Source organism: Nitrospira moscoviensis, from assembly GCF_001273775.1.
Classification (GTDB): Bacteria; Nitrospirota; Nitrospiria; order Nitrospirales; family Nitrospiraceae; genus Nitrospira_D; species Nitrospira_D moscoviensis.
Genome location: NZ_CP011801.1, coordinates 3,624,972 through 3,642,205, shown reverse-complemented (window position 1 = coordinate 3,642,205; position 17,234 = coordinate 3,624,972). Strand labels below are relative to the sequence as shown.

At 63.1% G+C, this 17,234-nt stretch carries 18 protein-coding genes and 2 pseudogenes; 9 read left to right on the top strand and 11 right to left on the bottom strand.

Annotation, left to right across the window (positions count from 1 at the left end):
* Window positions 1-100: 100 nt before the first annotated feature.
* Window positions 101-409, top strand: coding sequence for a nucleotidyltransferase family protein (locus tag NITMOv2_RS17735; protein ID WP_053381135.1), 309 nt, complete (start codon window positions 101-103; stop codon window positions 407-409).
* Between the two features lie 27 nt (window positions 410-436).
* Window positions 437-757 (top strand): HepT-like ribonuclease domain-containing protein, encoded by a 321-nt coding sequence (locus NITMOv2_RS17730; protein ID WP_053381134.1) that lies wholly within the window; start codon window positions 437-439, stop codon window positions 755-757.
* Between the two features lie 53 nt (window positions 758-810).
* On the opposite strand, the gene NITMOv2_RS17725 is transcribed toward NITMOv2_RS17730, so the two are convergent.
* From NITMOv2_RS17725 to NITMOv2_RS17715, 5 genes and pseudogenes are all read right to left on the bottom strand, one after another.
* Window positions 811-1,272 (bottom strand): FtsX-like permease family protein, encoded by a 462-nt coding sequence (locus NITMOv2_RS17725; protein WP_187299258.1) that lies wholly within the window; start codon window positions 1,270-1,272, stop codon window positions 811-813.
* A 42-nt stretch (window positions 1,273-1,314) separates the two neighbouring features.
* Window positions 1,315-1,482 (bottom strand): annotated as a pseudogene (locus tag NITMOv2_RS25295) (hypothetical protein); the annotation flags it as partial.
* Between the two features lie 122 nt (window positions 1,483-1,604).
* Window positions 1,605-1,967: pseudogene (locus tag NITMOv2_RS25290) on the bottom strand (hypothetical protein); the annotation flags it as partial.
* The gene (locus NITMOv2_RS17720; protein WP_053381132.1) at window positions 1,964-4,798 is read right to left on the bottom strand and encodes a cation-translocating P-type ATPase; all 2,835 of its coding nucleotides are present in this window, start codon (window positions 4,796-4,798) and stop codon (window positions 1,964-1,966) included. The gene NITMOv2_RS17720 and the pseudogene NITMOv2_RS25290, both read right to left, overlap by 4 nt.
* Window positions 4,799-4,937: 139 nt before the next feature.
* Window positions 4,938-5,837, bottom strand: coding sequence for a universal stress protein (locus NITMOv2_RS17715; RefSeq protein ID WP_053381131.1), 900 nt, complete (start codon window positions 5,835-5,837; stop codon window positions 4,938-4,940).
* A 290-nt stretch (window positions 5,838-6,127) separates the two neighbouring features.
* Here NITMOv2_RS17715 and NITMOv2_RS17710 point away from each other — a divergent pair, with 290 nt between their 5' ends.
* The 4 genes from NITMOv2_RS17710 (at window position 6,128) to NITMOv2_RS17695 (ending at window position 8,934) form a co-directional block, all read left to right on the top strand.
* Complete coding sequence (locus NITMOv2_RS17710; protein WP_053381130.1) at window positions 6,128-6,658, top strand: carboxypeptidase-like regulatory domain-containing protein; 531 nt, start codon at window positions 6,128-6,130, stop codon at window positions 6,656-6,658.
* A 32-nt stretch (window positions 6,659-6,690) separates the two neighbouring features.
* Complete coding sequence (locus tag NITMOv2_RS17705; protein WP_053381129.1) at window positions 6,691-7,134, top strand: CBS domain-containing protein; 444 nt, start codon at window positions 6,691-6,693, stop codon at window positions 7,132-7,134.
* 9 nt (window positions 7,135-7,143) lie between these two features.
* Window positions 7,144-7,578 (top strand): CBS domain-containing protein, encoded by a 435-nt coding sequence (locus tag NITMOv2_RS17700; RefSeq protein ID WP_053381128.1) that lies wholly within the window; start codon window positions 7,144-7,146, stop codon window positions 7,576-7,578.
* Window positions 7,579-7,695: 117 nt separating this feature from the next.
* Complete coding sequence (locus NITMOv2_RS17695) at window positions 7,696-8,934, top strand: potassium/proton antiporter (protein ID WP_053381127.1); 1,239 nt, start codon at window positions 7,696-7,698, stop codon at window positions 8,932-8,934.
* A 44-nt stretch (window positions 8,935-8,978) separates the two neighbouring features.
* Here NITMOv2_RS17695 and NITMOv2_RS17690 read toward each other — a convergent pair whose 3' ends face one another.
* The 6 genes from NITMOv2_RS17690 to NITMOv2_RS17665 are packed head-to-tail and all read right to left on the bottom strand — an operon-like array spanning window position 8,979 to window position 14,796.
* The gene (locus NITMOv2_RS17690) at window positions 8,979-10,112 is read right to left on the bottom strand and encodes an ABC transporter permease (protein ID WP_053381126.1); all 1,134 of its coding nucleotides are present in this window, start codon (window positions 10,110-10,112) and stop codon (window positions 8,979-8,981) included.
* Between the two features lie 11 nt (window positions 10,113-10,123).
* Window positions 10,124-11,257, bottom strand: coding sequence for an ABC transporter permease (locus NITMOv2_RS17685; protein WP_053381125.1), 1,134 nt, complete (start codon window positions 11,255-11,257; stop codon window positions 10,124-10,126).
* Between the two features lie 3 nt (window positions 11,258-11,260).
* Window positions 11,261-12,208 (bottom strand): ABC transporter ATP-binding protein, encoded by a 948-nt coding sequence (locus NITMOv2_RS17680; RefSeq protein ID WP_053381124.1) that lies wholly within the window; start codon window positions 12,206-12,208, stop codon window positions 11,261-11,263.
* Window positions 12,201-13,127 carry an ABC transporter ATP-binding protein gene (locus NITMOv2_RS17675; protein ID WP_053381123.1) on the bottom strand — a complete coding sequence of 309 codons (927 nt, stop codon included), beginning with the start codon at window positions 13,125-13,127 and terminating at the stop codon, window positions 12,201-12,203. Before NITMOv2_RS17675 ends, NITMOv2_RS17680 begins: the two co-directional genes overlap by 8 nt.
* A gap of 3 nt (window positions 13,128-13,130) precedes the next feature.
* Window positions 13,131-14,129, bottom strand: coding sequence for a beta-barrel domain-containing protein (locus NITMOv2_RS17670; protein ID WP_053381122.1), 999 nt, complete (start codon window positions 14,127-14,129; stop codon window positions 13,131-13,133).
* A gap of 16 nt (window positions 14,130-14,145) precedes the next feature.
* Window positions 14,146-14,796, bottom strand: a complete 651-nt coding sequence (locus NITMOv2_RS17665; protein ID WP_053381121.1) for a TetR/AcrR family transcriptional regulator — start codon at window positions 14,794-14,796, stop codon at window positions 14,146-14,148.
* Window positions 14,797-14,947: 151 nt separating this feature from the next.
* Between NITMOv2_RS17665 and NITMOv2_RS17660 the strand changes: the two genes are divergently transcribed.
* The 3 genes from NITMOv2_RS17660 to NITMOv2_RS17650 all read left to right on the top strand — a co-directional run bounded on the left by NITMOv2_RS17660 (window position 14,948) and on the right by NITMOv2_RS17650 (window position 17,233).
* Window positions 14,948-15,748, top strand: coding sequence for a hypothetical protein (locus tag NITMOv2_RS17660; RefSeq protein WP_053381120.1), 801 nt, complete (start codon window positions 14,948-14,950; stop codon window positions 15,746-15,748).
* A gap of 254 nt (window positions 15,749-16,002) precedes the next feature.
* On the top strand, window positions 16,003-16,323 hold the full coding sequence (locus NITMOv2_RS17655; RefSeq protein WP_053381119.1) for an ArsR/SmtB family transcription factor: 321 nt from the start codon (window positions 16,003-16,005) through the stop codon (window positions 16,321-16,323).
* Window positions 16,324-16,369: 46 nt separating this feature from the next.
* Window positions 16,370-17,233, top strand: a complete 864-nt coding sequence (locus NITMOv2_RS17650) for an arsenite methyltransferase (protein ID WP_053381118.1) — start codon at window positions 16,370-16,372, stop codon at window positions 17,231-17,233.
* Window position 17,234 lies beyond the last annotated feature (1 nt).

Sequence of the window (17,234 nt, the reverse complement as noted above, 5' to 3'; positions counted from 1 at the left end):
GGAGGGACCATAGTGGAGAGGAACGTGGAATGCAAGGACCCCATGACTTTACCAAGCCTCGCTGCTATCATCGTCCCGGACGTGGTCGCATGAGAGCAGTATGAGTCTGAAGCTTCAGGTCAATCTCCAGACGGCCAAGCTGGCCGAGTTCTCCCGCCGCTATGGTGTCAGAGAACTTTCCCTCTTTGGATCCGTGCTGCGCGGCGACTTCCGTCCGGATAGCGATATCGATGTGCTGGTCGATTTTGAACCGAATGCACAGCACTCGCTCTATGATCTGGTCCGGATGGAGGAGGAACTGGGCGCTCTGTTCGGAAGGAAAGTCGACCTGGTCGAGAAGTCAGGACTCCGCAATCCCTTCAGACGCCACGAAATTCTTCGCACACGTCAGGTGATCTTTGCCGCCTGAGGATCGAGACCCGCCTATCTGTGGGACATGCTGACGGCTGCCCTGACTATCCAAGAGTGCACAAGTGGGTTGTCCCATGAGCAATATCTGAAGCAGCGCGTCGTACAGTTGGCGGTCGAACGCGGGCTCGAGATCCTGGGCGAAGCCGCCCGTCGGGTTTCTGACTCGTTGAAAGCGGCGCACCCCGAAATTCCCTGGCAAGCCATTGTCGCGCAGCGCAACGTCCTTGCTCACGAGTATGGCGACATTGAACACTTCCGAATCTGGAAGGTTGTGACCGCACACATTCCGAGCCTCATCGCCCAACTCGAACCGCTGATTCCTCCCCCGCCTCCTGCCATCGACTAGTCGGACGGGATCTCTGAAATGGGATTCTGCCGGAATGATCCGCCGGTCTGGGGCTACTCATAATGCAGCGCTTCGATCGGGTTGAGCTTCGAGGCCTTGTTGGCCGGGTAGAGGCCGAAGAAGACGCCGACGATCAGGGAAAAGACGAAGGCGGCGGCGACGGCCTGCGTATTGATGATCGTGGGCCAGCCGATCATGGCGGTCAGCACACGCGCCGCTCCGATGCCGGCCGCGACGCCCAGAGCGCCGCCGATCGCCGTCATGATCACCGCTTCGACGACGTTCTGAATGCTGACCGGCGCGTTGCGGACCTGGGTGACCCGGCCGGTGAAAAACTGCTTCGGATAGGCGTCCACGCGGAAGCTTGCTTCCGTCCCCTCCGTCACGCCGCCGATGTCCGATTCGCTGACGTTCGCGTTGACCTGCATCTGCGTCAAGTCCTGCGCGATCACGAAGAGGATCGGCGTTTGAAACTGGGCCGCGATCGTCTGGCCCACGTCCACGTTGCGGGACACCACGATGCCGTTGACCGGCGAATGGATCGTCGTGTAGCCCAGGTCCAGCTCAGCCGAGGCGAGGGCCGCGTCCGCTTTATCCAGCTCCGCCTGCAGGACCTCCACGTTGGCTTCCGCATCGCGATAGCTGGTTTCAGCCAGGTCGAGGTCGGCTTGCGACACGAAGGCCTGCGGCCTGAGGGCCGCCATGCGGTCGCGCTCCAGCTTGCGCTGGCGGGCCTGTTCTTGGCCTTCGCGAGGTTCCCCCTGGCGCTCTTGACGGCGGCGCGGGCTTGGCTCACCCGAGCTTTGAAGGGCTGCTGATCGATTTGCGCCAGCACCTGGCCCTTCGTGACGACGGAATTGAAATCGGCGGACAACTGCGCGATCTTTCCGGAGACCTGGCTGCCGACCTGCACCGACACGACCGGATTCACGGTCCCCGTCGCCGTCACCACGGCGGTGATCGGCCCGCGATCCACGAGCGCCGTCTGATAGCGCACCGGAGCGGAGCCCGAGAACGGCCCATACCAGATCAGCGCCGCCAGAAGCAGGAGCGCGAGGCTCAGGCCGATGGCGAGCGGAATCCGCCTCCCGCGTCTCTGCGGAAGAGGAGTCGCGGCCGGCAGCCGGCGTTCGCCGCCGATCGAGACTCCGCCGGGAATGATCTCGTGAACCGGCACGTTGCGGACGGATTCGTCGGGCTCTTCGCTCATGGGCCACCCGCCGCCCGCCCTACCGGATTCCAGCGGCCTCCGGCGAAGCGGTTCGCGATCGCTTTCCTGGTTTCCTCCGCCGCCAGGAGCGCGAGGGCGCCCAGCGCCAGCGGGCCGAAAATCCAGAGCGGGAGTCCGCTCGTGCCGAAGAGGCGATGCCCCAGCGGCGTATAGATCAGCAGCAGGAGCATCGTGAGCTCGAAGGCGATGCCGGTCAGGATGAGGGGATTGCCGAATCGCCCGAGTGTGAAGACCGAGCGGCGATCCGACCGGCAGGCCAGCACGTTCGCCACCTGGGTGACGACGATCGCGCACAAGGTCACGCTCGTCGCTTCTCTATACAATGGTGAGGCCCAATCCAGGGGCGTGCCCCAGGTCCACCCATGGGTTTCCAGGTACAAAAAGAAGGCCCCCATCGCGATTGCCGCCTCGATGAGGCCCAGGAACAGATAGGCCCGCAGCAGGAGCGGGCGATTGAGCAGCCGCTCGGTCTTGGGGCGCGGGGGGCGCTGCATCACGTCGGCGTGCGGCCGTTCGGTGCCGAGGCCCAGCGCGGGAATCATGTCCGTCCCGAGATCGACGGCCAGGACTTGCGGAATGGTCAACGCCAACGGCCACCCGAGAAAGCCGTACCCCAGGAACGGGACGATTTCCGGCACGTTGCTCGACAGAATGTATGTCGTGAACTTTCGGATGTTGTCATAGACCGCGCGGCCTTCCTCGATCGCGCTCACGATCGTCGCGAAATTGTCGTCGAGCAGCACGATGTCGGCGGTTTCTTTCGCCACGTCGGTCCCGGCGATGCCCATCGCGATGCCGATGCTGGCGCTCTTCAGCGCCGGCGCGTCGTTCACGCCGTCCCCGGTGACGGCGACCGTCTCGCCCATCTCTTTCAACGTGGAGACGATCCGCATTTTGTGTCGCGGCGCCATGCGGGCGAACACGGGATCGGGTTCGCCCGACCGGGAGGGTGTGAGCAGCCGGCGGAGGTGCTCCTCGCTCATGCCGTCCAGGTGGCTCCCTTCGATCACCGGCACGAAATCGGCCGCCGGGGATCGGCCGCGCGACGGCCGCGGCGCCTGCTGCGGCACGAGCCCGATCTTCCGCGCGACGGCGAGCGCGGTGAGCGGGTGGTCGCCGGTGATCATGATGGTCCGCACCCCCGCGCGCCGGCACGTCGCGACGGCCTCCGGCACTTCGCGGTGCGGCGGGTCCATCATGGCGACGAGGCCGAGAAAGGTGAGGTCGTTTTCGATCGTCTCCACCTCGATGTGCTCCGGCTGATGCGCGACCTCCCGCATGGCGACGGCCAGGACGCGGTACGCCTGTTCCGCGAACGTCCGGCTCTGCGCCAGGATGCGCGCGCGCTCGTCGGAGCTCATGGGGATGCCTTCGCCGTGCAGGCGTAGGCGGGCGCAGAGGGGCACCAGCGATTCCGGGGCGCCCTTGGTAAAGGCGATCAGGCGGCCCTCCGACCAGTGCAGCGTGCTCATCCGCTTGCGGTCCGCGTCGAAGGCCAGCTCGCCCATCCGGCGGAGCGGCGGGGGGTGCGCCAACCCATGCTCGATGGCGAATTCCAGCAAGGCGACTTCGGTCGGATCCCCGGTCATGGTGGACCGCCCATCCGGCCGGCGCACCCGTTTGGCGTTGTGACAATGGAGCAGCGCGTCGAACAATGGGCGCCACCGTTCGGCGTCGGTGTTCGGCACCAATCGGCCGGCGGTGAAGAAACACCCCTCGCGCGCTTCGATGACGAGGCGGTCGGCGTAAAATCGATCCACCTTCATCCGGTTTTCCGTCAGCGTGCCGGTTTTGTCGGTGCAGATCACCGTCGTGCAGCCGAGGGTCTCGACCGAGGGCAGATGTTTGACCAAGGCTTTTCGCTTCGCCATCTGCTGGCTCGCCATCGCCAAGGAAAGTGTCACGGTCGGCAACAACCCTTCCGGCACGTTCGCGACGATGATGCCGATGCCGAAGATCGCGCTGATCCAGAATCCGAGGCCGCTCCAGAGGCCGATGGCGAAGAAGGCCGCCCCCATGGCGAGCGAAATCGCGGCGACGACTCGCGTGACGGCGACGATCTCCCGCTGGAGCGGACTCAATCCCTCCTCGACCGTCGCGGTGAGGCGCGCGATTTTGCCGAATTCCGTCCGCATGCCGGCCGCGAAGACCACCGCCCGGCCGTGGCCGGAGAGAATCGTCGTCCCGGCGAACACGAGGTTGGGCATGTCGAGCCAATGGCCGTCGTCCGCCGGATCGGCCGTCCGTCGTTTGGGTTTCGATTCCCCCGTCAGCGCCGAATTGTCCACCCGCATGCCCGTGGCCTCGATGAGGCGCGCATCCGCCGGCTCGCGCTCGCCTTCTTCGAGCAGCAACAGGTCGCCGGGGACGATCTCGCTGCGCGGCACTTCCACCGACTGTCCTCCGCGGGAGACCCAGGCGGTGTCGGGCAACATCCGATGGAGCGCGTGGACGGCCCGCTCCGCTTTGTATTCCTGGTAGAAGGCGAAGGCGGCATTGATCACGATGACGCCCAGAATGGCCCATCCCAAGGTCGCCATCCCTTCGCCGGGGCGGAGGAAATCCGCCGCGAAGGAGAGGCCCGCGGCGATCCATAACAGCACGGCCAAAAAATGCGTGAAGTGGCGGACCAGGCGTTGAAGGAAGACATAGCGCTCCGGCGCGCTCAGCACGTTGGGGCCGCATTCCGCCAGGCGCCGGAGCGCTTCGTCCGCCGTGAGCCCGCCGCCCGCCGTCTCCAGCCGCTTGAGCACCTCCTCGGCGGTGAGCCGATTGATGTCGTGAAAGCGGTATGTCTGCGGATCACTCACCTCTACATTCCTCTCACAGGCTGTTCAAAGGCTCGTCCAGCGCGGCCGCAGCGAGCGAAGCCCCGAGGCGTACCCTCCGGGGTACGTTGAGGGCCTGAGCGATGCGAGAACAAAGCTGGCGGGCCTTTTCAACAGCCTGTTAGGCGCCTCGCACGACGAGCACCGAACAAGGCGCATATTTCAGCAGGCTTTCCGACACGCTGCCCAAGTGCAGGCGTTCAGTCCTCGTCAGTTCCCGAGAACCGATCACCAGCAGATCGTCGCGTTCGGCTTCGATATGTTTGACGATCGTGTCGATGACGTGGTCCATCTGGACCTTCGTGACGACGGAATAGCCGTCTTTGATGAAATCGTCACGGAGCCGGTTCACCAGCGCGGTGGCCCGATCGAGGGCCGGCTTCCTGAGGGCGGCCAGTTGGTCTTCCGAGAGATACCGCGCCGCCAATTCGGTCACGGGGCTTTCCGCCGACGAGAGGATCGTCACGGTGGCGGACTCGGGCACAATCTGTGTGCGCAAGAATTTGGCCGCCGCCCGCGAATGTTTCGTGTCGTCCACCGCGAGGGCCACGCGCGTCAGTTTGACGGTCGGCTGTTTGACGACCAATATCGGACAGGGGGCGAGAGACACCACGCGCCGCGAGACGCTCCCCAGCAGGAAGCCTTTGATGTCGCTCAAGCCCCGCGACCCCAGCATGATGAGATCCGCTTTGAGCCGGCGCGCCTGCCGCGCAATGGTTTCAGCCGGCGGCCCGTACGCGAGGACCGTCCGGTACTTCGTGCGCGGGGCGGTGGTGGCTTGGCTCAAGGCGACCTTGGCCCGGCGTTCCGCGTCGCGCAGCAAAGTCTGACCGGCTTTCACCGAAGCGGCCATGACTCGGCCGGCGGCCGCTTGGTTCCGGCCCTGCGCCGCTTGGATAGCGGGGCGATCGATGACATGGATCAGCGTGACGTGCTCCGGTTCCCGGGCCGCCAGCGCCTCCAACGCCTCCACTCCCCATTGGGCATATTCCGATCCGTCCACCGCACAGAGAATTTGCATAGCCTGTCTCCTCTCATATCCTAACAGGGCCCGCGTCGCAGGTATCCGATCTGCATCTGATATGCCTGTGGAAAAGAGACCGGTCTCCCGTGAACCAGCGTCATTCTTGCAGGTTCAGCGGGGAAGACAGTGCCCGCTGCGGCGTTTTGCAGCAGGGGTTTTTATACGGGTGGGGTGAATGGCGTCAGGACGGTGGTAGCGCGAGGGGGCGTCGTCGAAGTAATCTGGGAGTCAGCGGGGGAGAATGACGTGGCACTCACATTGCGTCTGTCGTGAGGGAGGAGGGGCATATGAACCGGGTGGGCATCTCGTTCAGCCTGTTGGCGATCGGATGGATGGCCACGGGCGCAGGGCTCCTGCCGGCTGAGGCGGGGCCAGTGGCAAGCATCGGTGAATCCGGGGAGGTCGTGGAATTGCGCCATCAAGTGGACGGGCGGACGGTGGTGGATCCGCTTCCGCTGTATCGCGCCAACGGAGTCCGCTACTTCAGCGCCGGCGTGGGGCTGGAAGAGCGGGCGGCCGAGTACCCCCCGTTTCCGCTCAAGCTCATCTTCGCGGCCGGGGGCAAGCTGTATCTCACCGGCGTCGCGGTCACCATTGCATCGGTGGGAGGGGGGTCTACCGTCTCTATTCCTATGGATCACGTGGGTGGCCCCTGGCTCTTCGTCGACCTGCCGGCCGGCGTCTACGATGTGACGGCGGCGCACGGCGGCAAGGCGAAAACCCTGAAACAGATCAAGGTGGAAGCCGGGAAGCAAAAAACGCTCACCTTTCGCTGGGCGGAAGAGAGCGGGTTTGCGGCCAAGCTGCCCGCCGACTAAGTTGAGGACCGTGCGCTGAAGGAGGAGCAGCCATGCCGCCAAAGAAGAAGGCTCGGGCCGCCGGACCGCAGGACTTTCAATCCATGACCGTCAAGCAGGTGATGGAAACACAGGTGCAATGCGCCGGGCTCACGACGAAGGGCGATGTCATCGCGTCGCTGATGATCGAAGGATTCGGATCGGTGCCGGTGCTCGACGGCCGGCGCAAGCTGATGGGCATCGTGAGCGAGCACGACCTGCTGGGAGCCCTGGACGACGGACACGAGTTGGGGACGGTGACGGCGCGTGACGTCATGACGGGCAATCCCTATTCGGTCCGGCCGGAAACGACCTTGGGCACCCTGGTCCATGTGCTGCGCGCCAGCGACCTCGTCCGCGTGCCGGTGGTGGATGAGAGGGATCGCCTCATCGGCATCGTCGCGCGCCGCGACGTCCTGCGGACATATGTGGGCGGCGGAACACGCAAGAGAAAGTGAGGAGCCACCATGCGGCAAACCGAGTTTTTCATGAAGGCGACCGATCCGAAGACCCTCACGGTCGCGCAGTTGATGCAGGATGCCGTCATCCGCTGCACGCCGCGCACGGACGCCCTGACGATCACCCACATGATGACGCACCGGAACATCGGCAGTCTGCCGGTCGTGGAGGAGGACGGCACGTTGGTGGGCATCGTGAGCGAGTACGATCTGCTGCAGGCGATGATCGACGGGCGCGATCTGCGGAAGATCCTCGCCACCGAAATCATGTCGGCCCATCCGGTCAGCGTGACGGAAGAGCAAACGTTGACCCAGATCGCCGATCTCTTTCAGGACCGCTACCTCACCCGCGTGCCGGTCCTGCGCAACGGCAAGCTCGTCGGCATCCTCGCGCGGCGCGACCTGTTGTACGGCTATACACGAGCCTCGCAGTACTGGTCGTAGATAGGCAGTCGATCGGGTCCTCCATTGTTCCCGCCTCTTATTGTGTCCTGATACCGCCAACAGTACCGCCAAAGGTCGGCTGGACCGTCGGATGCCTGTGGTATAACCGACGGTAGCATGGATCTGCTGCATCTTTTCCAAGACCTGCCTATCGAAACGCTCTTGCTCGGCCTCTCCACGCTCTTGCTGCTCAGCGTGGTTGCCAGCCGCGCCTCCGGCCAACTGGGGTTTCCGGCCCTGCTGCTGTTCCTCCTCATCGGCATGTTGGCCGGTTCCGAAGGGCCGGGCGGAATCGAGTTCGATTACCCGCGGCTGGCTCAATCGTTGGGGGTAGTGGCACTGACGTTGATCTTGTTTTCCGGCGGGCTCGACACCGACTGGCAGCAGATCCGGCCGGTCGTCCCGCACGGCCTCGCGCTCTCGACGCTCGGTGTGTGTCTCACGGCGGTCTTCGTCGCGGCCTTCACCGTCTGGTTCCTCAAGTTCGAGCCGCTCGTCGGCCTCCTGCTGGGCGCCATCGTGTCGTCAACCGATGCGGCGGCCGTTTTTGCCGTGCTGCGGGCGCGCCGCGCGAGATTGAAGGGACGGTTGAGCCCGTTGCTCGAATTGGAGTCGGGCAGCAACGATCCCATGGCCGTGTTTCTGACGATCGGCTTGATCAGTCTGCTGACGCAGCGCGGCACCGCGGGCGATATGCTGATCCTGTTCTTTCGCCAGATGATCCTGGGCGCCTTGATCGGCTACAGCATGGGCGTCGGCATGAGCGTCTTGATCCGGCGCCTGCACCTCGAATACGAGGGACTCTACGCGGTCCTGAGCCTCGCGATCGCCTTGTTCACGTATGGGGTCACGGCGTCGGTCGGCGGCAACGGGTTTCTCGCGGTCTATGTGGCAGGTCTGACGGCGGGACATCAAAGTTTCAAGCAACTCGATAACCTCCGCCGCTTTCACGAGGGGCAGGCGTGGCTCATGCAAATTCTCATGTTTCTCACGCTGGGGCTGCAGGTCTTTCCCTCCCGCATTCTCCCCGTGATGGGCACCGGCATCGTTCTCTCATTGTTTCTGATGTTGATCGCCCGTCCGGCGGCGGTGTTTCTCACGCTGCTTCCTACCGGACTGACCCTGAAGGAGCGGACGCTCATCGCCTGGGTGGGATTGCGGGGCGCCGTCCCGATCATCCTCGCGACCTTTCCGCTCACGGCGGGGCTGGCGCAGGCGGAGACGATTTTCAATCTGGTGTTCTTCATCGTGCTGACGTCGGTGTTGCTGCAAGGTGCCTCGCTTCCGCTCGTAGCCCGCTGGCTCGGCCTATCCGCCGAAGAATGGCGGCCGGTCCGATTGACGGCCGAGCGCTGAGGGCCGGTCTCCGAGACGCCGCGGTCATTCATCCGGCCGAGGTCTCAGTCGAGCGATTTCTGGAAGCGGGCCACGCTGATCGCCAGCATCACGACGCCGAAGAGGCCCATGGCCGCCATCTGCGGCCAGAGGACGTCCACGCCCACGCCTTTCAAGTAGACGCCCCGCAGCACTTCTAGAAAATACCGCAACGGGTTGAGATAGGTGAGCCACTGCATCTCCTCCGGCATGCTGCTGATGGGGGTGCCGAATCCGGAGAAGGTGATGGCCGGCATGTTGAAGAAGAAACCCGACACCATCGCCTGTTGCTGGGTCCTGGAAATGGTCGAGATAAACAGTCCGACGCCGAGCATGCAGAGGATGAACAACACGGCGCCCATCGCCAGGACGCCGATGCTGCCGCGGAACGGCACGCCGAACCAGAAGGTGCCGACCAGCGAAATGAGCGCGGTGTCGAACAGGCCGATCAAAAAAAACGGCACGGTCTTGCCCAGAATGAATTCCAGCCGGCCGATCGGCGTCACCATGATCTGCTCGAGGGTGCCGATCTCCCGCTCGCGGACGATCGCGAACGCGGTGAGGCTGACGACCATGATCAGGATCAAATTGCCGATCACGCCCGGTACGAAGAACCATTGGCTGTCGAGGTCGATGTTGTACCAGGGGCGCCGGTCGAGCACGACGGAGGGGAGCCGCGAGGCCTGCATGGGTGACGTGCGGAGCAGGCGGTCCTGCTGGTACTCCTGTGCGAACCGCGCGGCGATCTGATTGACGTACCCCACCGCGATCAAGGCGGTATTCGAGTCGCTGGCGTCGACGATAACTTGCAGTTGGGCCGGCCGGCCTTTCCGGAGATCCTGCGCGAAGCCCGCGTTGATCTGGAGGGCGGCGGTGACGTCGCCACGGTCGATCAGGTCGCCGATCGCCCGCCGGTCGTCGACGCGGGCCGCCACGTCGAAATACGGGCTCGCGGTGAAGCGGGAGACCAGGTCGCGGCTCACCTGGCTGTGATCGTAATCCAACACCGCCGTCGGAATGTGGCGGATGTCCAAGGTCGCGGCGTAGCCGAACACGAGCATTTGGACGATCGGCGGCCCGAACAGCAGGAAGCGGGTGCGCGTGTCCCGGAAGACCTGGATGAATTCCTTGATCAGCATCCCCCGGAGACGATTCAGCATGGCGCGGTTCCTCAACTCAACTTCTTGTGGAAGGCCCGGGTGGCGACGATCGTCAGGATGGTGGCGAACAGCGCCAGTGCCAGCAGATCGTCGAGCAGGAGCGGCAGGGGCGTACCCTTGAGGAAAATATCGCGGATGATCGTCATGAAATAGCGCGCCGGGATGATGTGCGTGATCGCCTGAATGACGGCCGGCATTTGGCCGATGGGATAAATGAACCCCGAGAGCAGAAAGGCCGGGAGGAATGTCGCGATCAGCGCCACCTGGCTGGCGGCCAGCTGCGTCTTGGCGACCACCGACACGACGTAGCCCAGCGACAGCACGACGATCAGGAACAGCGTGCAGCTCAGGAAGAACACGCTCCACGCTCCGCGGAACGGCACCTCGAACCACCAGATGGCGAGGGCCGCGCACAGGACCGTATCGAGCAGCCCGATGGCAAAATAGGGGACGAGTTTTCCGATCATGAGTTCCAACGGCGTGACGGGTGTCGAGACGAGCTGTTCCATCGTCCCGCGCTCCCATTCTCTGGCGATGGTCAGCGAGGTGAGGAAGGAGCCGATCACGGCCATGATGATGGCGACGACGCCCGGCACGATGTTCGCCGTGCTTTCGAGGTCTTCGTTGAACCATGTCCGCGTCTCGACGCGCAGGACCGGTTGCAGGCCGGTCCGTCCGTGGCGCTCAAGCCACTCCAGTTGGATCTGCCGGTTGTACGACTGCACCACCGCTTCGCTGTAGCTGACGGCGACGTTGGCCGTATTATTGTCGGTGGCGTCGATCAGGGCTTGCACGCTCACCGGGCCGCCGCTGTTCAATTGCCGAGAAAAATCCCCGGGAATGACGAGCGCCAGCCGGCAGGCGCCGGCGTCGAGCGCGTCCACCAACGCCGGATACCGGTCCACTGTCTTCACGACGTCGAAATATTCCGAGGCCTGGAAGCGTGTGAGGAAATCCTGGCTCCGCTGGCTGCCTTCGCGGTCGTAGACGTACACGGGGAGGTTCTTGACGTCGAAGCGCACGCCGTAGCCGAAGGCCAGCATGAGCAAGAGCGGCATCGCCACGGTGATCAGCAGGCTGGGCAGGTCGCGGCTGATCTGCAACGTCTCTTTGCGGATGATGGCGGCGAGCCGATGCCGGCGCATGGGTCAGGCTCGTCCTCCGTTGTCCTGCGCGGCCGTCAACGACACGAAGACGTCTTCCAGGCTGGGGCGGATCGGTTCTATCTTGGACACCATCACACCCTGGTGCGCCAGAGCGGCGCGGATCCGTGGAATCATGGCCCGGCCGTCCGACACGACCACGTGCAAGGCGCTGCCGAACACGGCGGCGTCGCGGACGTCCGGAGTCTGCTGCAGCACGTCGAGCGCCGTGCCGAGGAGGTCGCATTCCACCAGGAGCAGCTCGCCGGTCATCGCCTCCCGTTTCAACGCCGTCGGCGAGCCTGAGGCCACGATGCGGCCTTGAAAGATCAAGACGAGCCGATTGCAGTACTCCGCCTCGTCCATGTAGTGCGTGGTGACGAGCACGGTGACGCCCTCGGCGGCCATCGTATGGATCAATTCCCAAAATTGCCGCCGCGAGATCGGGTCGACGCCGGAGGTCGGCTCGTCGAGAAACAGAATCGGCGGCCGGTGGAGCACCGCACAGCCCAACGCGAGCCGTTGTTTCCATCCGCCGGGCAGCGTGCCGGTCACGGCCGATTCGCGGCCGTTCAGGCCCGCCATGTCGAGGACCCACGACTCGCGCTCCTTCAGCGCCGAGACCGGTACGTCATACATGCCGGCGAAGAACCGGATGTTTTCGATGACGCGCAGATCGTTGTAGAGCGAAAATTTTTGCGACATGTAGCCGATCCGCCGCCGGACCTGCTCGGGCTCCTGCGCCACATCGTACCCGGCGACCAGCGCCTGTCCGGCGGTAGGGCGCAGCAGTCCGCACAACATCCTGATGGTCGTCGATTTGCCCGCTCCGTTCGGACCGAGAAAGCCCACCACCTCGCCCCGCCGCGCCTCCAGGTTGATGTGATCCACCGCCGTGAACGAGCCGAAGCGTTTCACGAGGCCGCGCGCGATCACCGGTGTCTCGTTACTCATGGCTCTCCCCTGTGGCGGCGACGAAGAGATCTTCGATCGTGGGAGTCACCTCCTCCACGCGATCGAAGGCCATCCCGGCTCGTTGAAGCACCGCCCGCAGTTCCGGAATCCGGCGCTCGGCATCGTCGACCACCAGGTGCACGCCGTCGCCGACGAGCAATGCATTCAGCACGCCGGCCGCGCCGTCAAGCTCGGCCCGGATGCGGCGCGGGTCGGGCGCGTCGATGGAGACCACGGCGCCCCGTAAGTGCGTTTTGAGCCCGGCCGGGGTGTCGCTGAACAGCATCCGCCCCTGATGCACCAGCGCGACGCGGTGGCATCGCTCCGCCTCGTCCAAGTAGGAGGTGGACATGAGGATGGCGATCCCTTCGTCGAGCAGGGAATAGAGGATGCGCCAGAAGTCGCGGCGCGAGACGGGATCCACGCCGTTGGTCGGTTCATCGAGCAGAATCACGCGGGGGTGATGAATAAGCGCGCAGACGAGCCCCAGCTTCTGCTTCATGCCGCCCGAAAGCTTGCCGGCCAGGCGGTTCGTGAAGGGGCTCATGCCGGCTCCGTCCAGCAGGCGGTGGGCGCGCGGTTCACGCTCCGACCGGGCGACGCCGAAGAGATCGGCGTAGAAGCGGATGTTTTCTTCGACGGTCAAATCTTCGTAGAGGCCGAAACGCTGCGGCATATAGCTCACGTGCGCTTTCGCCGCTTCGGGGTCGTGCACGATGTCGTAGCCTGCGACCGTCGCCGACCCCGCATCCGGCGTGAGGACGCCGGCCAGAATGCGGAGCGTCGTCGTCTTCCCGGCGCCGTCGGGGCCGACCAGGCCGAAGATCTCGCCGGCATGGACCTCGAAGGTCAAACGGTCCACGGCCGTGACACCCGGGAAGCGCTTCGTCAGGTCCGATGTGACAATGGCGGCAGGCATGGCTCATTCCTGCGGCGGTACGCCGATCATGACCTCCACCGGCATGCCCGGCTTGAGCTCATGATTGGGGTTCTCCACGTCGATCTTGACGCGGTAGACGAGGGTCACTCGTTCCTTGTGAGTTTCCACGCTCTTGGGCGTGAACTCCGCCTGCGACGCGATGAACGAGACCCGGCCCTTGTACTCTTTGTCGGGATAGGTATCCGTGCGCACCGTAGCCTGCTGCCCCCAGCGGATGCGGCCCAGATCCGTTTCGTTGATGTAGCCGCGGACCCAGAGGCGGTCGAGGTCGGCGATCGTCACGACCGGCGTTCCCGGCGCCACCACTTCGCCCAACTCCGCCTGCCGGACCAGCACGACGCCGGACACCGGCGCGGTGAGGACGGTATAGGCCAACTTCACGCGGGACATCTCTAGGTGCTCGCGGGCCAGCTGCAGATTGGCGCGCCGCACGGCGATCTCTTCCTTGCGGGTGCCCTCGACGATCTGAGCGTGCGTTTCCTTGACGCGCCGGTACGTGGCCTCCGCGCGCTTCATCAGCGTCTCCGCGCTGTCGACGTCCTCCTGTGACACGGCTTGTTCGCCGAGCAGGGCTTTCCGCCGGCGGAACTCGGCCCGCTTGAGCTCGAGGTCCGCCTTCGCGTCGATGAGCGACTGCTTCGCCGCCTGGATTTCCTGTTCGCGGCTGCCGGCCAGGGCCAGCGCCAGCTCGGCCTCCCGCGTGCGGACCGTCGCCTCGTCCACACTCACTTGCTGGCGGTAATCGTCGTCGTCCAGCCGCGCCAAGAGGTCGCCCGGGTTGACGTATTGGCCCTCCTGGACGGCCAACTCCACGATACGGCCCGGCACTTTGAAGCTCACCACACTCTCGTGCGCTTCGACGTTACCGGCAACCTTGAGCGCCGTGTCGGCCGCGCGGTCGCTCGCGGAGCGCACGTAGAGGTAGCCCCCGGTGATCACCGTGAGTGCCGCGATCATGATGAGGAGAATGCGTTTCTTCATGCTCCGTTCTCCGGCGTCAGTCCGATCGACGCGACCGGGCTTTCTCCGTGGTCACGCCCTCGAGCACCACACGCATGATGGCCGTAAAGCCGTTCTTCGGCGTCAGGCCCAGCTCTTCCATCTTGGGCGGGTTCATCACCGCCTGCACTGCGCCCAGCAGGATTTCGATCGCCAGCTTGGGCGGAATGTCCTGGCGAATCAGCCCGGCCCGGCGCCCTTCCAGGAACACCTTGCCGAAGTGCCGCTGAATCACGTCCCGCCGGCGAGTCTCCACCAGGGCGAACAAGTCCGGCGTCTCGCGCCGGATGTCGCGCAGGAACGGCGGCCGGATCTCGTCCATGTGCCCCTGCACGCAGGCCAGCAGCCGCTGCAGCGCGCCGAGACAATCGGACGAGGCCGCCGACGTGATGCGGGCGAGGTCTGTATCGATACTGCGGAATTTGTCGTTGATCACGGCTTCAATGAGCGCCGCCTTGCTCGGGAAGCAGGCGTAGAGCGTCTTCTTGCTCATCGCCATTTCGCGAGCCAGATCGTCCATCGTGACGCTCCGGAAGCCGTGGGCAAAGAAGTGCCGCCGGGATTCCGCGACGATGCGCCGGCGAAGCGTGTCGTCGGAGGGTGCTTCGGCCGATCGCTTTCGATGGAGTATGGAAGTCCTGATAGCCATATACGATGGAAACTATCCTAGTATCTATAGTTTCCTGATGTCAATGCCAGAAGGTATGGTGCTGAAGCTTAGAATTTTCTATTGCTCAGCCGTGAGTCTTCCTCCTAAAATGCCGTGCGCGCAATTGATCGAGTTTACACTGTGAGGGCTGATGGCCGACATTACGATATCTTCCTTGCTGTTATTCTTTCTCTCGATTCCGGGCTATATCGCTCGAACCACATATCATACGGACGAATTCAGTAAAGCCGTTTTGCCGAAAAACCTCCTGGAGGATTTGGCGGGAGCTGTGCTCTTTTCTTTTCCGGTTCACTATGCGTCCTTGTTAGTTGCGGAAGCCACTCACCATTGGACTGGCCTAGTTCCGGATGTGGATTTCGTTAAAGTCATCAGATTGTTGTCCGCAACTTTTGATGAAGAAGGGCGGTATTCGCTTAACGAGATTGTCGAGAGCTGCTATAGCAACTGGGTATTCATCACCGGATACATCATCCTCGCGTTGGTGCTGTCTCTTTTGGGAGGCAAGCTCATTCGCCATCTTGTCTGGATAAGAAAGTGGGATCTTCGTTATCCAGCCTTCTTCAAATTTAGGAATTACTGGCTGTACCGGCTAACAGGACGGGGTATTACCAAAGACAATAAGGAGCCCAACATCCGGTTTGTCCATGCTCTTATCCAGACAGATAAGGAGCTGCAGTTATATTCCGGCTTGCTGTTTTCTTTTATCGTCGATGAAAACGGTGAACTGCTTGATCTGCTATTGGTTGGAGCAAAGAAATCTGTAGGGGACCCAAAGGAGAAGGAAGGAAGGGTGCTTTACGATTGGCTGGTTATCCCGGGTAATCTCTTCGTCTTAAAGTATGCGACGATCCTAAACCTTAACATCTACTATTATCACCTCAGCGGGACCGGACAGCTTGAGTTGTTGGAGGTTGTTCAGAAGGTCTCTTAGTTTCTGCAGACGAACTTATCGACTCAAAGTGTTGCTTAATAATGTCGGCAAGCAAGGCCTCTGGTTCTTTTCTTAGCGACTTGCTAACAGCCCTAATCGTTTCAATCGTTTGATCAGCAAGAGCTGTATACTCACCCATTTGTCTCTCCTTTGCTTTAGGAGTATAAGGCTCATTTGCTAGATCATGCAAGTAGGCATGCTTTCGAAATTAGGTGGGCTTGACTCATCAAAATTGGTTGATATATAGTTCCGCCATGGTTGCCTCTGCGATTCCGCTCAAGAAAGCTGTCGCGTTGTTCCATGCCTTGTCGGACGAGACGCGGTTGGCGCTGCTCGATCGGTTGAAGGACGGAGAGCGGTGCGTGTGCGAGCTGACGGATGCGATGAAGGCGGGACAGTCGCGGCTCTCGTTCCATCTCAAGGTGCTCAAGGAGGCGGGGCTGCTTCAGGATCGTCGTGAGGGGCGGTGGATGTATTACTCGCTCAACCCGGACGCGATTGAGGAACTGGAGGATCTTGTCGCGGCCCTCAAGCAGGCGGCGAAGTCCGCGGCGTCAGCAGGCAAGTGCTGCTGATTTTTTTGGCCCGAATAAATCAACTTTTGTTGATGGGAGGTGCTTCATGAACGACCAGACGATCAAAGATGAGATCAAGGCGCGATACGGGCAGGCGGCGTTGCAGGCGCAGAAGCAGGAGCGGCGTTCCTGCTGCGGAACGGGAACCGTCTTGCAGGCGGGCAAGCTCGATCCCATCACCGGCCGTCTCTATCAGGATGACGAAACGGCCGCGCTGCCTCAAGCCGCCGTGGCAGCCTCGCTGGGCTGCGGCAATCCGACGGCGCTGGCTTCGATCTCGCCGGGGGAAACCGTTCTGGATTTAGGCTCGGGCGGCGGGATCGACGTCCTGCTGTCGGCCAAGCGGGTCGGGCCCACCGGCAAGGTGTATGGCCTGGACATGACGGACGAAATGCTGGAGCTCGCAAGAGCCAACCAGGCCAAGGCCGGCGTGGCCAACGTCGAATTTCTCAAGGGCGACATCGAACATATTCCGCTGCCCGACAACTCCGTCGATCTGATCATTTCCAACTGTGTCATCAACCTCTCGCCCGACAAGGATCGCGTGTTGGCTGAAGCCTTTCGCGTGTTGAAGCCGGGCGGGCGGTTCGCCGTGTCCGACATCGTGATCCGCGGTGAGATGCCGGCGGAAATCCGGCGCAGCATCGAACTCTGGGCCGGCTGCGTGGCCGGGGCGCTGGAAGAGTCGGACTACAAGGCGAAGCTTGAGCGGGCGGGGTTCGAGCAGGTCTCCATCGAGCCGACCCGCGTCTATACCGCCGTGGACGCCGCAGAGCTCTTGGACGGAACCGGCCTCGACATCGGGGCGATCGCCCCGCTCGTCGACGGCAAGTTCATCAGCGGCTTCGTGCGGGCCACCAAGCCGATGGCCGGCCAAGCAGCCTGCTGCTCGACGACCTGTTGCTCATGAT